Raw genomic sequence first — 13,731 nt, forward strand, 5'->3', positions numbered from 1 at the left:
GGACGAGCTTGTCTTCCACAAGCTGCTTGGGTATGTAGTCCAGCGAGCCGAGTTTCATGCTTTCAACCGCCGTATGCACTTCGGCATAGTCGGTCATGATAATGAACGGCTGCATCATACCTTCCTTGCGCATCCAGCGCAGCAGGTCGATACCGTTGCCGTCGGGCAGGCGCAGGTCGGAAACCACGATGTCCCCGTCTGCGACCTGTTGCAGATATTTCTTTGCAGTTGAGAGGTGGAAAGCCTGCACGGTGCGGAATCCCTCCCGCACCAGCAGGTTGCAGACAAACTCGCAATACACGATGTTGTCCTCCACCACGATGATTTTTGTCTTATCCATTTTCGTATTTTCTCCTTTCTTCTCTTGCCAACCGGATGATTTCCGAACCCTTATCCAGCACAGCTTTTACAGCATTGCCAATTGTTTTATCGTCAGGCGTGCCTTCGCTATGAAGCAATTTGTATAGTTCCCTTAACGGTTGGTCGGCACGGAGTATCTCCCACGAGCTGCGCAGGTGGTGTGTAAGTGCGTTCAGCTCCTGAAGGTCTTTGCGTTGTTTCGCCTCCCGTACCGCCTGCATTTCTTTCTCGGTTTCCGTAATTAGTTTCTCCAGCATGACGGATTCATTGCCGTAGGATAGCAGGGAGGTGAAATCCGGCTTTTCATTTTGTGCCGCATTCATAGCACATTTATTTGAAATCTCCATCAGTTCAGATATGGAGAACGGCTTGAACAGGCATTCTGTGAATCCATGTTCTATAAGTTCCTCTTTGCCGCAACTGCCCGAAGCGGTTATCACGACTACCGGGATATCCCTTGAATTGCCAACGTTGGAGGTGCGCAGCAGTTCCAGCAGCTCGAAGCCGTTGATTTCCGGCATGTTCAGATCCGTCAGAAGCAGGCTGTATTCTTTCCGGCGTATCATTTCCATCAATTCCGCAGCATCGGTGCAGGTTTCGCAGTGTACGCCTTCCTGTGCATACATTTCTTTAAGCATCAGGAGAAGTACCTCGTCATTGTCGATGGCAATCACATCATGGAATGCACGGTCATGATGAATCCTTGTCTGATTTATCCTTTCCGGCAGTTCCCCGGCTGTCTGCATGGGTATTTTCACCGTGAAACGGCTGCCTTTGCCTTTCTCGCTCTCCAGCTGTATCGTACCGCCAAGCATTGTCACGATACGCTGAACGATGGACAGTCCCAGTCCGAAGCCGTCTTTTGCGGCGGCGTTTGACAGACGTTCAAACGCGCCGAACACGCGTTGCTGTTCCTCGTTGGTCATTCCTGTGCCCGTATCTTCGACGATAATTTTCAGAATACCGTTATCATAATCAGCCGTCAAAGATACACCACCGCTATCAGTGAATTTGATGGCGTTTGACAACAGGTTGTTCCCGATTTGGATTATTCGCTCTTTGTCAGTTAGCACAACGGCATCACATACGTTCTTCACTGTCAGCGATAGTCCTTTGTTCATGGCGATGGGCGTAAACTCCGTTTCAAGAATGTGCGTGATTGCCGAAATCCGGCAAGGAGAGAAATTCGGCTGCTCCTTGCCATTGTCCAGCCGGAAGAAACTCAGCAGGGTGTTGAGCATTTCGCGCATACGGTCGGAGGATTGCCGGATATTTTGAACATACACCTTGATTTTGTCCGTGTTACAATCTTTCTGCATCAACCTGGCATAGCCTGTGATTGCTGTCAGCGGTGTGCGCAGCTCATGGGTGATGGTATGCACGGCTTTCTTGCGGGAGGTTATCAGTGCCTCGTTTTGCTCCACCGCTTGTTGCAATTGTCCGATTAAATCCGTCGTATCTTGTTTGTATCGCTTGATGCGGTTTGCATTTCGATGGATGATGATATAAGAAATGACCAATAGCAGTATAACGAATCCTGTCAAGCTGCCAATCTGAATGAACGACCGTTCCCGCATGGCGGCTATCTCGCTTTCCCTCTTTTGCAGGTCTGCTTGAACTTTCTCCTCTATTTGAATAATCAGTCCTTGCAGTTGTCTATTGAGTTCCGCATTTCGTGTAGTAAGACTGTCGGCATGTTCCGACAAACGGCGGCTTTGCGTCTGTTGTTCCGCTATGATATTCCGGTTAAGGGAACGGAGCATTGTTGTGGTCACGGTTAGCTTTGGCTTTTCTTTCTTGCCGAATATGCCGAGAAATCCTTTCCGCTTCGGTTTTTGCGGCTGTTCCTGCACACTTTTCTGTACGATTACGGGTACTTGACGAGTGATCTTATCGTTGATGGCTTGTTGCTGTTCAAGTACCTGCACAATTTGGCGCATCTGTCGTTCTTTATCATCAAGAAGATTGCGCACACTGTCGATACGCTCTGCCGGATAGGTAACTTTGAAACGGCACAGCATACTGTCTATTGCCATACACCGGGCATGGTAATGTTCCAAATCGTCATTATCCCATTCCAATATCGTTTCACCCAATAAAGAAAACTCTATCAGTAGAATATGGATGTCGTTTATCTCTTTCCTGAACTCGTCTATTTGCCGATTATTGGATTCAAGATTTTCAACTTCTTGCCATTCCTTATGCCAAGTGTATGCTATACACACTATTAATAATGTCATCAGCAAATAACCGGAAGCTATTATTCTTCGAATTAATATCATTTATTTTGTTGCTTTACAAGCATGATTCAATTTTTATAATCATAAAATATTTTTAATATTATAACAATTGCAAAAAGGAAATCATCGAATTACCCCTAAATACTATTGGCAAGATTACGTATGTAACCATTTAAGATTTTTTACAAAATTCACAAAACACTTCAAACCGTCTGTCAGCGTATCACGCGGGCAGGCAATATTCCAGCGCATGAACCCTTCACCCTCTGCGCCGTACATCGTTCCGGCATTGAGCCATAATCCGGCTTCAGCGACCAATCGTCGTTCAAGTTCCTCCGAGGATATACAAAGTTTGCGACAATCCATCCAGACGAGGTATGTCCCCTCCAATACCGTAACAGGAAATTCCGGCAAATGCTCACGACAGAACTCCCACATATAGAGATAATTGCCGTGCAGATATTCGATGAGTTGGTTTAGCCATTCTTCCCCTTCGTTGTAAGCCGCCTGAGTAGCAATTACCCCGAACGGATTGACATCGCATACCTCATTGTCGTTGATAGCCCGGTCAATTTTTGCCCGATGGTCGGCATCGGCGCAGACGATGTTCGCAATCTGCAATCCGGCGATATTGAACGCCTTGCTGGGAGATATGCAGGTGACGGAATGTCGCAAGAAATCTTCCGAAACAGAGGCAAACGGGGTGTAACGGTGTCCCGGGAAGACCAGTTCACAGTGAATTTCGTCCGAAACGACCGTAACGCCGTGACGGATGCAGATTTTGCCGATATGTACCAGTTCCTCACGTTTCCAGACCCTTCCGGCAGGATTGTGAGGATTGCACAACAGCATCACCTTCACTTTGGGGTCGGCGGCCTTACGCTCCAGATCTTCGTAGTCAATCGTGTAAGTATTATCAGCAAAAACCAACGGAGAAGAGACCATTTCGCACCCATTGTTACGGATGGACGAAAAGAAACAGTTATAGACGGGAGTCTGCACCAGCACCTTGTCACCCGGCACGGTCAACGCCTTGATGATTGCCGATACTGCCGGCACTACGCCCGATGTGTAAATTATCCATTCACGGTCCATCTTCCAACCGTGACGTCGCGCGAACCAGCCCGTAACAGCGTCATAGTAGCTGTCGGGCACACGGGTATAACCGAAAATACCGTGTTCCACCCGTAGGCGCAAAGCATCGACGATAGCGGGGGCTGTATGGAAATCCATATCAGCCACCCACATCGGCAATACATGTTCGCTCTCGGCACTGTCCCATTTGTAGGAACCGGTTCCCCGCCGCGAAATATGTTCATCGAAGTCGTACTTCATATCTTCGCCTTAATCGGTAAAACAAGTACGCTCGTCCCGGAGTTGTATTTCGCAATCGGCGGGAGCCTTGATGTTCTCGTCTATGGTTATTGAACCGAACTCGTCGGCCACGATGCGTCCCGACATCGGGTTCTTGATATTCGTGATGGCTCCGCGAATATCGGCCTGCAAAGTGCTGTACTCGAATGCCCGGTCACAATCCGGTCCGAAAGTACAGTTTTCAAGTATCAGGTCGTGTGCATAGCAGAGCGGTTGTTCACCCGTAATGTGGCAGTTCACCAGACGCAGGTTCTTCGAGTGCCAGCCGAGATACTCGCCGTTGAGTTCCGAATCGTAGATGGTCACGTTCTCCACCTCCCAGAACGCATCCTTCGTCGTAATCTTGGCATTATGAATTTCCACATTCTTTACGTATTGGAATACATATTTGCTGTCACTTTCCAGTCCGTCCACATAAATGTTGTTGCTGAACATGAAAGGATAAGTGCCCCCATGCAGTTTGAGGTTCTTGATGCGGATGTTGTTGCAACGCCAGAATACCTCGTCGGCATCGTTCATCGTTACGTTCTCGATGTCTATTTCGTCCATCTCGCGGAACATCTTCGGCGCATCAATAATCGTGTCGGTCATTTTCAGGTGGTCACAATACCACAGGGCCGAGCGGCCTCCAACATTGAAATAACAATGGTCGATTTTGAAGCCGTGTACATGCCAGAAAGGATAATTACCCTCGAAACGGCATTCGAACGCTTCGATGTTGCTGCACTCTTTGATGGCCGATTCTCCGGCACGGATAATCACATTCTCCAGACGGAGGTCATGGGATTCGAACAAGGGACGTTCGCCCCCGAACTCAGTATCTTTAATAAGTTTCATTTGAGATATTGTTTTAGTTATTACTGGTTTCAAAAGTTACGGTCACATTGCCTCGCCCGAGAGCAGAAGCCAGCCCTGACGGATCATCGAGCCGCCCTAAACGAGTGTAGCTGTAAGACGAAGAGAACGTTTCATAGAAAAGGACGAGACAATTGGAACCGTAGAGCATCAAATCCCCGTTCCGGATTGTCCCCGGCCGGTTACTGTCTGTAGGCAGATTTTCAGACAGGTAATGGTATTTCTCGTTGCCGTTCATCTCGTTCATCGTTACCGTCATTGGCAGCAGAGCGGCAAAGGCACGTGCCGTGGCATTGTCTTCAAGGGTGGCAGCGAAGCTGCGGCCGCCTGCCCGGACTGTAATGTTTCTGTTCATTTCGTTTTCTCCTCCATTATTTTCATTGCCATTCCCGCTATCGTCATTTCCGTTTCCGGAATTGTCGTTATTTCCCGGTTCTTCGGGATTAGGAACGGGAGTCACCGGATTTTCTGTTATAGGTTCATCGTCAGGACTACAAGCTGTCAGTGCGGATGTGGCTGTCACAAGCAGCAAGACCATGACAATAATACATCTGTTCATATCTTGTTCTATTTTAAGGTTTATAATTCCAATCCCATTTTATAGGCATTTTCAAGATGCTCAGGTGCTATTTGACGAGCTATATTCTCACATCCCGTACAACCGCCCGCCAGATAAGTTCCGACCTCTTTTCCTCCCAACACGCCGCTGATGATATGAAAATAACCCAAAGCCTGGTCGAAAGTATGCTCGCTATTGTCTCCCGCGGTCATAAGCAGCACGGTCTCTTTCTCAGGATACTTATCCTCGACGGAAATGGCATATAGACGTTCGATAAAGGATTTCAGTCTCGCCGTAATCGTCCAAAAATAAAGTGGCGAGGCCATCACGAGTGTATCACATGCAGCAAAAAGCGGATAAAGTCGTTGCATGTCGTCTTGTACGGCGCAACGGTTCCCGTTACGCTGGCAAGCTCCGCATCCCCGGCATCCCGCCATGCGCATACTGCCCAGATACACTTTCGTCACGCTATGTCCCTTCTCGGACAGCCCTTTGATATAGGCATCGGTCAGATGATCCGTATTGCCTTGTCGCGTACCAGCACTCATCAGTACAAGGACATTTTTCCCGTTACCTTGGCATATTGTCTCGACTGTCGTGGGACGAAAATCTTCTTCCGGTTTACTCTCTTTCAGAAAACGGAAGATAGCCGACCCTCCAAGCAATACGCCGCCAGCAGTCAGCAAACTATTTCTTAAAAATATTCTTCTTTCCATATCTGACAATTCTTGTTTCAAGTAATTATTCTTCTGATTTTCATATTGCAAAATTAGATTGAAACTGCAAGCGACACGGTAGATGAATTACAGAGAAGATAACCCCAATTACAGATTATATAAAAAAACACCTGCCAACTTGATGACAGTGGCAGGTGCTATCGCTTTTATTCCGGCTTTATAGTGGATTCAATCTTTATTTCAAGTATTCTTTGAAGAATTGCTCCAGTTTGTCGAACGGAATGATATTCGTCCGGTCGTACAAGTCCGTATGCACAGCACCGGGGATAATCATCAGTTCCTTGTTATCACTCTTCAGTTTCTTGAAGGCATCCTCGCTGAAATAACGGGAGTGGGCTTTCTCTCCATGAATGAGCAGTACGGCACTGCGGATTTCATTGCTATAGGCAAGGATAGGCGCGTTGAGAAACGCAAGATTGGAGGTTTTGTTCCAGCCCAGTCCGGAGTTGATGGAACGGGGATGATAGCCTCGTTCAGTCTTGTAATAGTCGTAATAATCCTTCATGAACTTCGGCGCGTCATCGGCAGGTTCCGGGTTCATCACGGTGCGGGGATAAGTACCGGTCCGATAGTCTTCCGTGCGTTGGGCACTCAGTTGACGGCGCATCTCATAGCGGGCGTCTGCATTGTTATTTGCATCGTAATAGCCGTTTGCCGAACAGCGGCTTATGTCGTACATCGTGGAAGCCACCGTTGCCTTGATGCGTGTGTCATTGGCAGCCGCATTGATGGCAAATCCGCCCCAGCCGCAAATACCTACTATGCCGATACGTTCGGCATCCACGTCCGGACGTGTCGCAAGGTAATCCACCGCAGCCGAGAAATCTTCAGTGTTGATGTCCGGTGAAGCCACGCTGCGGGGCTGTCCGCCGCTTTCGCCCGTGAACGATGGATCGAAAGCAATCGTCAGGAATCCCCGTTCGGCAAGTGTCTGGGCATACAACCCCGATGACTGCTCCTTTACTGCCCCGAACGGACCGCTGACAGCGATAGCCGGCAGTTTCCCTTTGGCGGTCGTTTTCGGTACATACAGGTCGGCGGCGAGCGTGATGCCATAACGGTTGACGAAGGTCACCTTGCTATGGTTTACCTTATCGCTCTTCGGGAATGTCTTGTCCCATTCCTGCGTCAAATTCAGTTCTTCCATATTTCTGCTACTTTGATTGTTCTGTGCCGTGCTTTCCGTCAGAGCGAAAAGGCAGAGGAAAGCGGCAGTTAAAATTGTCATGCGTTTCATAATCGCTGTGATTTTGATGTTTATTGTTTCTTGTTCTCTTTTTTCTTTGCAAAGTTACAGGAGATTACAGAGAGGCTTGGTAGATGGATTACAGATGTTATAACCCCAATTACAGAAGCCGGTCGTTTCATACCTTTTTCATCCACCGTTCCCGTTTTAGGCGGACAAGGAAAATCATGCCCCGGAAACACAACTCGACGCACATGGCAATCCATACGCCTTTCAGACCCAACGTAGGAGCGAGCATCGCGGCCAATGACAGACGCACCGCCCAGATGCTGAAAAAATTCATCAGGCATGGAACAAGCGTGTCAGCCGCCCCGACAAAGACCCCGTAAGCGACAATCGAAGCCGCGAACATCGGCTCGGCGAACGCCTCGATGCGCAAGGCCATCACGCCCAATTCCCGGATTTCCCCAACGGGTGTCATCAATCCGATAATCTGGGGCGCGAACAGATACATGAGTACGCCCATCAATCCCATAATACCCATTCCCATAAATACGGTGATGCGGGCGAAACTGCGTGTTAGCTTCCAGCGGCCGGCACCGATACTTTGCCCGATCAGCGTCGTGGCAGCATCCGCAATCCCGTAACCGGGCATATAGCAAAGGCTCTCGGCGGTGATGGCAAACGAGTTGGCAGCGATGGCGAAGACACCTAACGGTGCCACGATAACCGTCGTCATGATTTGCGCACCGCAAATGACGATATGCTCTATACCCATCGGAAGACCGATATGTATAGCCTTTTTCAAGGTCGCTGTTCTCGGCCGGAAACTCCCTTGCTCTCCCGTCAGTTTCAATTCATCGGAACGCATCCAAAGATACCGCAGCAATATCCCGGCAACCACCGCTTCGGCAGCAGCCGTACCCAACGCCGCACCTTCCACTCCCAATCCGGCACCCGGCATCGTGAAAGAGCCTCCTGCCACGTGCCATTCGCGTGAAGGGAAAATCAGAAAAAAATTGAAAACGACATCCAGTATGCACATTGCCACACCTGCCAGACTCGGCACGTACATGTTGCCGCTGCAACGCAACATGCCGCCTGCAAGGAAATTCATCTGCAAGGCAGGAAGGAAGAGCGAAAAGATAAAGAAGTAGAGCGACGCATCATGGCGAATGGAAATATCACCTCCCAACCAACCGGGAAGCATACCGCTGATTGCTGCACCAAGTACGGCTAATAACAGGCTGAAAACAAGTGTGGCGGTCAATGATTGCCGCAATACGGCACGTGCTCCCTGCATGTCGCCCGCTCCGATTCTGTGCGCTACTTGTACGGAGAATCCGGTGGCAGCCGCCACACATAGCCCCCAAAAGAGCCATGTGGTCGTCGATACCAGTCCGATGGAAGCCGAAGCCTCGGCTCCGAGGTGTCCCACCATCGCCGCATCGATATACTGCATGACAATGGAAGAAAGTTGTACGATGACAGCAGGAACGCTGAGCAGCACGGTCAGGCGTAGCCGTTGCCGCAACGTCATCGGTTTACCGTCACGGATTGACGCAAGCAGGGCGTTTGTTTTGTCAGCCTGTGCCGTCATCCGTTCCGTTCTTTGATGAGTTTGAACACCTTTCCGTAAGTGAACATCCGCCAAATCCATTCCAACGGACCGAATTGACATAAGTGCAACCAGACACTGCTGAACAGCGCCTGCACAATCCATGCTCCGGCAGCAATCAGAACTACGTAAACTAATCCCACACCGGCACCAAAACCAAAACCGATGCCGTAGAAAAGCAACATCCCGAATACCGATTGACCGATGTAATTGGTAAGTGCCATGCGTCCCGACATGGCGGAGAAACGGAAACCTTTCCATTGCGGACGCCGGAGGTAACAAAGGCATATACCGGCCACATAGGCGAAACCCAGCGGAAAAACGCTGGTGAAATAGAGTACGGCGTGCGTGCCCCATCCCCACGGGCGACCGTTCATAGCACTCCACGCATAGATGAACGACAGCGGCAACCCGACAATGAATCCGTAACAGGCGATGCGTTTCAGTTGCGGCACGAGGTCGGACAAATTGGCATAGAGGCGATTACGCCCGATGCAAAAGCCCAACAGGAACAGTCCCATCACTTTGAAGTAACGGTTCCCGTCGATAAATTCCTGGACACGTACCAGCGCCCCTTGTATCAAAAACTCGAAGGTTCCGCTATAATGTTTCGCATCGCGCAGCCAATAGGCGAAGTTCTCGTCCGTAATGCCGTATCTGTTACAATAGAATTGTTGAAGTTCCACCACTGATGCCGACGGGTATATACCGGACAATTCCACGGCAAAATCCACAACTACAGGTATCGCCATCAAAACGAATGCCCACACCAGCAACGCCCGGTTGGGAAGATTGCGGAACAATGGCAGCAGCATACCGAGCAAGGCGTACAACATCAGTATATCGCCGCTCCAAAGAAACATCAGGTGCAGAAATCCTATCAGCATCAAGACAAACATGCGCCTATAGAAGATGCGGAAACCGTTGGCACCCTTTCTTGCCGCATTGGTAATGATGATGGAGAAACCGATACCGAACAGCAGCGAGAATATCGTGTAAAATTTGCCGTCGATAAAGATGTATTGCAGGTAACGCACGATACGGTCGATTCCAGCCGTAGGCATGGCACCCGCAGCTTCAACCGGAAGAAAGGAATACAACGAAAACTCAGGGAAGTTGGCCAGCGCGATACCCAACAGGGCCAATCCGCGCAGCACGTCCAGTATGGCGTACCGCTCGGATGAACTGATAGGGATGGCTGTATGGTTGGTTACTGATTCCGGTTCCATAAACTATTGCTTTTCATTCCTGTCAATATTTCGGATAGACTTTGCCGGTACGCCTCCTACAACCGTGTTGGCCGCCACGTCTTTCGTCACTACCGACCCGGCAGCGATAATGGCGTTATCACCCACGGTCACACCCCGCAGGATGGTAGAGTTGGAACCGACCCACACGTTTTTGCCTAAACGGATAGGGGCCGGATACATCGCCCCCCGGTCTTCGGGAGCTGTGCCGTGGTTGAGCGTGGCGAACACCACATTATGCCCGATGAGACAACCGTCGCCCAATGTCACGCCGCCATGATCCTGAAAATGGCAACAGGCGTTGATGAAGACATTGCGCCCGATGGTGATATTCTTGCCGAAATCGGTGTAGAACGGAGGAAACATCTTGAATGTTTCCTCCACGGGTTTGCCGAGCAGGCGTGACATCAATACATGCAACTCCTCCTGTGAATGATACGAGTTGTTTATCTCGCAGGTGATGCGCCGGGCTGCGTCGCTCATTTCATCCATCAGCCGGTAAATTTCCGGCGTATTGAGCGCACCGCCGGCCTCGATATGATTCAGAAATTCGTCCAGTGTCATAATCCGCTCCTTTCCTTATACCAGTTTCCCCATTTCGTATGCCTCCTGCAATTTCGGGTTTCCTTTGATTTCTCCCACATGCCATACGCCGCCGCAAAACAGGGTCCCCTTCACCATCGGATTTTCCAGACAGTCAAGGAATCCCATGAAATTGGCAACAATACGTTCCATAATCGTTTCATCTTCTTCGGCGGCTGTGGCTATAAAATAAAACTCCTTGTTTCTCATCTCGGTATAAGGTCCGCAACAACGGTCTATCATCATTTTCATCTGTGCGCTCATGGCATAGAAATAGACCGGTGTCCCCATTACGATGATATCCGCAGCAAGCATCTTCTCAATTACTTCCGCCGCATCGTCTTTCTGCGGACAGGGTTTCTTGTACTGGCTGCATACACTGCACCCCATGCAGGGATGTATGTCCTTGTCTCGCAGGAAAATCTTCTCTACATGATTTCCACTCTCTATGGCTCCGCGCATGAACTCATCGCAAAGCGTGTCCGAATTGCCGCCACGACGGGGGCTGGACGATAAAATAAGAATATTTTTCGACATGGTTTATATGTTCATTTGTTTTTTTAAGTGCAAAAATAGCGGGAACCATAAGACAGGACGGTAGATGAATTACAGATATTATAACCCCAATTACATAATTTCCGGGGAGAATGTGTAAAATCTGTATCTGAGGTTATATTATCCGTAATTGAGGTTATGGTAAAATCCGTATAATCCTCTAATTTTGTGTAATGAAAGAAAAGAGAAAATGAAAATACAGAGATATGGATAAAATACTCAATTTAGATAATGTGGACCAGTACAATCAATTGTATGGTATCGAAACCTTGCACCCGTTGGTCAGCGTGGTCAACCTCAATGAAGCGACACGCGGGGTGGATTTTATACGCTTGAACTATGGTCTATATGCCCTGTTCCTGAAATTGGAAAAGTCCTGCGACATCAAGTACGGCCGCCAGAAGTACGACTACGAAGAAGGAACCATTGTCTGTTTCGCCCCAGGACAAACGGCCGAAACGACTTCCACGGTCACAAGCATTCAGACAAATGCCTATGGAATCCTGTTCCACCCCGACTTGCTTCGCGGTACATCATTGAGTAAAACGATAAAGAGCTACACATTTTTCTCGTATGAGGTCAACGAAGCGTTGCACGTATCCGAAGAGGAACAGACAATCATATTGGACTGCCTGAACATCATCCGGAAAGAACTGGAGCATGGCATTGACAAACACAGCAAAAAACTGATTGCCACTTATATCGAATTGCTGCTCGGTTACTGCATGCGTTTCTACGAACGCCAGTTTATCACACGCAGCAAAAGCAATCGAGATGTACTGACCCGTTTCGAATATCTGCTGGATGAATATTTCGAGGGACCTGCCGCCGAGCGTGACGGGCTTCCCTCTGTGAAATATTTCGCCGACAAATTATGTCTCTCTCCCAACTATTTCGGAGACATGCTAAAGAAAGAGACCGGTAAGACGCCGCAGGAATATATTCAGGAGAAAGTAATCGAAATAGCAAAAGACCGTATTGTCGGCACCCGAGATACTGTAAGTCAAATAGCATATACATTGGGATTTCAATATCCGCAGCACCTGTGCCGTCTGTTCAAGAAACGGGAAGGATGCACACCGAATGAATACCGCGCAAGGATGATTAGCTGAAAGGGCAGATGAAAGAGGAGATGAAAGATACGTTGGACATAAAGAGCGTATGCGAATGCAACCGCCGTTTGGGATGCAAGACACTGCATCCCCAGGCAAGCATCATCAATCTGGAACATCCGGATTTGGAACAGGAGGCTGTGAAATTTGAGTTTTACGCCGTGCTGCTCATCGAGGAATGTACGGACGGCTGTTGTTGCTGCGGCCGCAAATATTACGACTACTCCAATGCCACGATGGTATTTCTCAAGCCCGGAGAAGTTTTCCGCATGAGTGAAGCTGGCGTGCTGCCGGACAAGGGGTGGCTGTTGGCGTTTCATCCCGATTTGCTGTATCGCACCTCACTGAAAAATCATATCAAGAATTACACGTTCTTTTCTTACAACAAAGAAGAGGCATTGCATTTGTCCGGGCGGGAAACGGCAACCATTACATGCTGTCTTGAAAATATTGAAGAGGAGCTGCACCACGCCATCGACACGCACACTGCGACCATTCTCTCGCAGCATATCGAGTTGATGCTGGATTATTGCACCCGTTTCTACGAGCGGCAGTTCATAACACGCGAGAATAAGAACAAAACGGTACTTGAGGAGCTGGAAAACCTGCTTGATAACTACATTGCTTCCGGCAGGTTACGTGACTCCATATTGCCGACGTCGGACTACTGCGCCACAGGGCTGGGGCTTTCTGTCCCTTATTTCAACGATTTGTTAAAATTCGAGACCGGCAAAACATTAGATGAATATTTCCAACTGAAACGGCTTGAAGCAGCTAAAAGGATGTTGCTCAAAACAGAAAACACTCCGGCCATCGTTGCAAGGCAGTTGGGCTATAACAGTGTGCAATATTTCAGCCTGTTGTTCAAGAAGATTACGGGCATTGCACCGAATGAGTACAGGTGTTCGTTGAATTAGAATAATGTTTTTTCTGATGCAAGAGTTGAATAAAATTAAGTAGGATTTAAACGCCAATTATAGTCATTTGTATCAAATACCTACTTAATTAAGAGTTATATTTTTATTCTTTTCCATCAGTTTTCATTTTGCATATAATCTTAGACGTCTGATGATGGCATGGCCGGCAATGAAGCTGTCTGACGAACTTCGCTCACTTACGCGGGCGCTTGGTCTGTTATGGAATTATTCCTTCTGTTGTTCCCACTTGGCATACATCTCCCTTGAAAGCTCCACGATCTCCCGGCTCAGTTTCACAAGGTCGATGGTATGTTTCTCCAGCTTGTAGAGCAACGCCATCGCCTTTTTCTCCAAGAAATGAATGCGCAATTCTTTCACGACTTGATTGT

The 13,731-nt window shown here is 48.7% G+C and carries 13 protein-coding genes and 1 pseudogene; 2 read left to right on the forward strand and 12 right to left on the reverse strand.

Translation table 11 applies throughout. The annotated features are described in order from the left end of the window. The 11 genes from E5342_RS17615 to E5342_RS17665 all read right to left on the reverse strand — a co-directional run. Positions 1 to 340, reverse strand: a 340-nt coding sequence (locus tag E5342_RS17615; RefSeq protein ID WP_135959954.1) for a response regulator, incomplete at its 3' end; no start/stop codon positions are given. Beyond that, on the reverse strand, positions 333 to 2,642 hold the full coding sequence (locus E5342_RS17620; protein ID WP_135959955.1) for a hybrid sensor histidine kinase/response regulator: 2,310 nt from the start codon (positions 2,640 to 2,642) through the stop codon (positions 333 to 335). The genes E5342_RS17615 and E5342_RS17620, both read right to left, overlap by 8 nt. A gap of 114 nt (positions 2,643 to 2,756) precedes the next feature. After that, positions 2,757 to 3,935: a MalY/PatB family protein gene (locus E5342_RS17625; RefSeq protein WP_135959956.1), complete on the reverse strand. Its 1,179-nt coding sequence runs from the start codon at positions 3,933 to 3,935 to the stop codon at positions 2,757 to 2,759. Positions 3,936 to 3,944: 9 nt separating this feature from the next. Beyond that, a complete protein-coding gene (locus E5342_RS17630) occupies positions 3,945 to 4,811 on the reverse strand; it encodes a DUF3737 family protein (RefSeq protein ID WP_135959957.1) in 867 nt (288 codons plus the stop codon). A gap of 13 nt (positions 4,812 to 4,824) precedes the next feature. Beyond that, positions 4,825 to 5,388, reverse strand: coding sequence for a cyclophilin-like fold protein (locus E5342_RS17635; protein ID WP_135959958.1), 564 nt, complete (start codon positions 5,386 to 5,388; stop codon positions 4,825 to 4,827). A 20-nt stretch (positions 5,389 to 5,408) separates the two neighbouring features. Next, entirely contained in the window at positions 5,409 to 6,104 is a 696-nt protein-coding gene (locus E5342_RS17640) for a flavodoxin family protein (RefSeq protein ID WP_135959959.1), read from the reverse strand. Between the two features lie 196 nt (positions 6,105 to 6,300). Then, the gene (locus E5342_RS17645; RefSeq protein WP_135959960.1) at positions 6,301 to 7,362 is read right to left on the reverse strand and encodes an alpha/beta hydrolase; all 1,062 of its coding nucleotides are present in this window, start codon (positions 7,360 to 7,362) and stop codon (positions 6,301 to 6,303) included. A gap of 127 nt (positions 7,363 to 7,489) precedes the next feature. After that, complete coding sequence (locus tag E5342_RS17650; RefSeq protein ID WP_135959961.1) at positions 7,490 to 8,911, reverse strand: MATE family efflux transporter; 1,422 nt, start codon at positions 8,909 to 8,911, stop codon at positions 7,490 to 7,492. Then, complete coding sequence (locus E5342_RS17655) at positions 8,908 to 10,158, reverse strand: DUF418 domain-containing protein (RefSeq protein WP_135959962.1); 1,251 nt, start codon at positions 10,156 to 10,158, stop codon at positions 8,908 to 8,910. The genes E5342_RS17650 and E5342_RS17655 overlap by 4 nt, the downstream gene beginning before the upstream one ends. A 3-nt stretch (positions 10,159 to 10,161) precedes the next feature. Beyond that, positions 10,162 to 10,740 (reverse strand): DapH/DapD/GlmU-related protein, encoded by a 579-nt coding sequence (locus E5342_RS17660; protein ID WP_135959963.1) that lies wholly within the window; start codon positions 10,738 to 10,740, stop codon positions 10,162 to 10,164. A gap of 15 nt (positions 10,741 to 10,755) precedes the next feature. Further along, on the reverse strand, positions 10,756 to 11,295 hold the full coding sequence (locus tag E5342_RS17665; protein ID WP_135959964.1) for a flavodoxin family protein: 540 nt from the start codon (positions 11,293 to 11,295) through the stop codon (positions 10,756 to 10,758). Positions 11,296 to 11,519: 224 nt separating this feature from the next. Here E5342_RS17665 and E5342_RS17670 point away from each other — a divergent pair, with 224 nt between their 5' ends. Beyond that, positions 11,520 to 12,425, forward strand: coding sequence for a helix-turn-helix domain-containing protein (locus tag E5342_RS17670; RefSeq protein ID WP_135959965.1), 906 nt, complete (start codon positions 11,520 to 11,522; stop codon positions 12,423 to 12,425). Between the two features lie 20 nt (positions 12,426 to 12,445). Further along, entirely contained in the window at positions 12,446 to 13,342 is an 897-nt protein-coding gene (locus tag E5342_RS17675; RefSeq protein WP_135959966.1) for a helix-turn-helix domain-containing protein, read from the forward strand. A gap of 225 nt (positions 13,343 to 13,567) precedes the next feature. Here the strand turns inward: E5342_RS17675 and E5342_RS19880 are convergent. After that, positions 13,568 to 13,731: pseudogene (locus E5342_RS19880) on the reverse strand (conjugal transfer protein MobA); the annotation flags it as partial.

The organism is Parabacteroides distasonis (genome assembly GCF_004793765.1).
GTDB classification, from domain to species: Bacteria; Bacteroidota; Bacteroidia; order Bacteroidales; family Tannerellaceae; genus Parabacteroides; species Parabacteroides distasonis_A.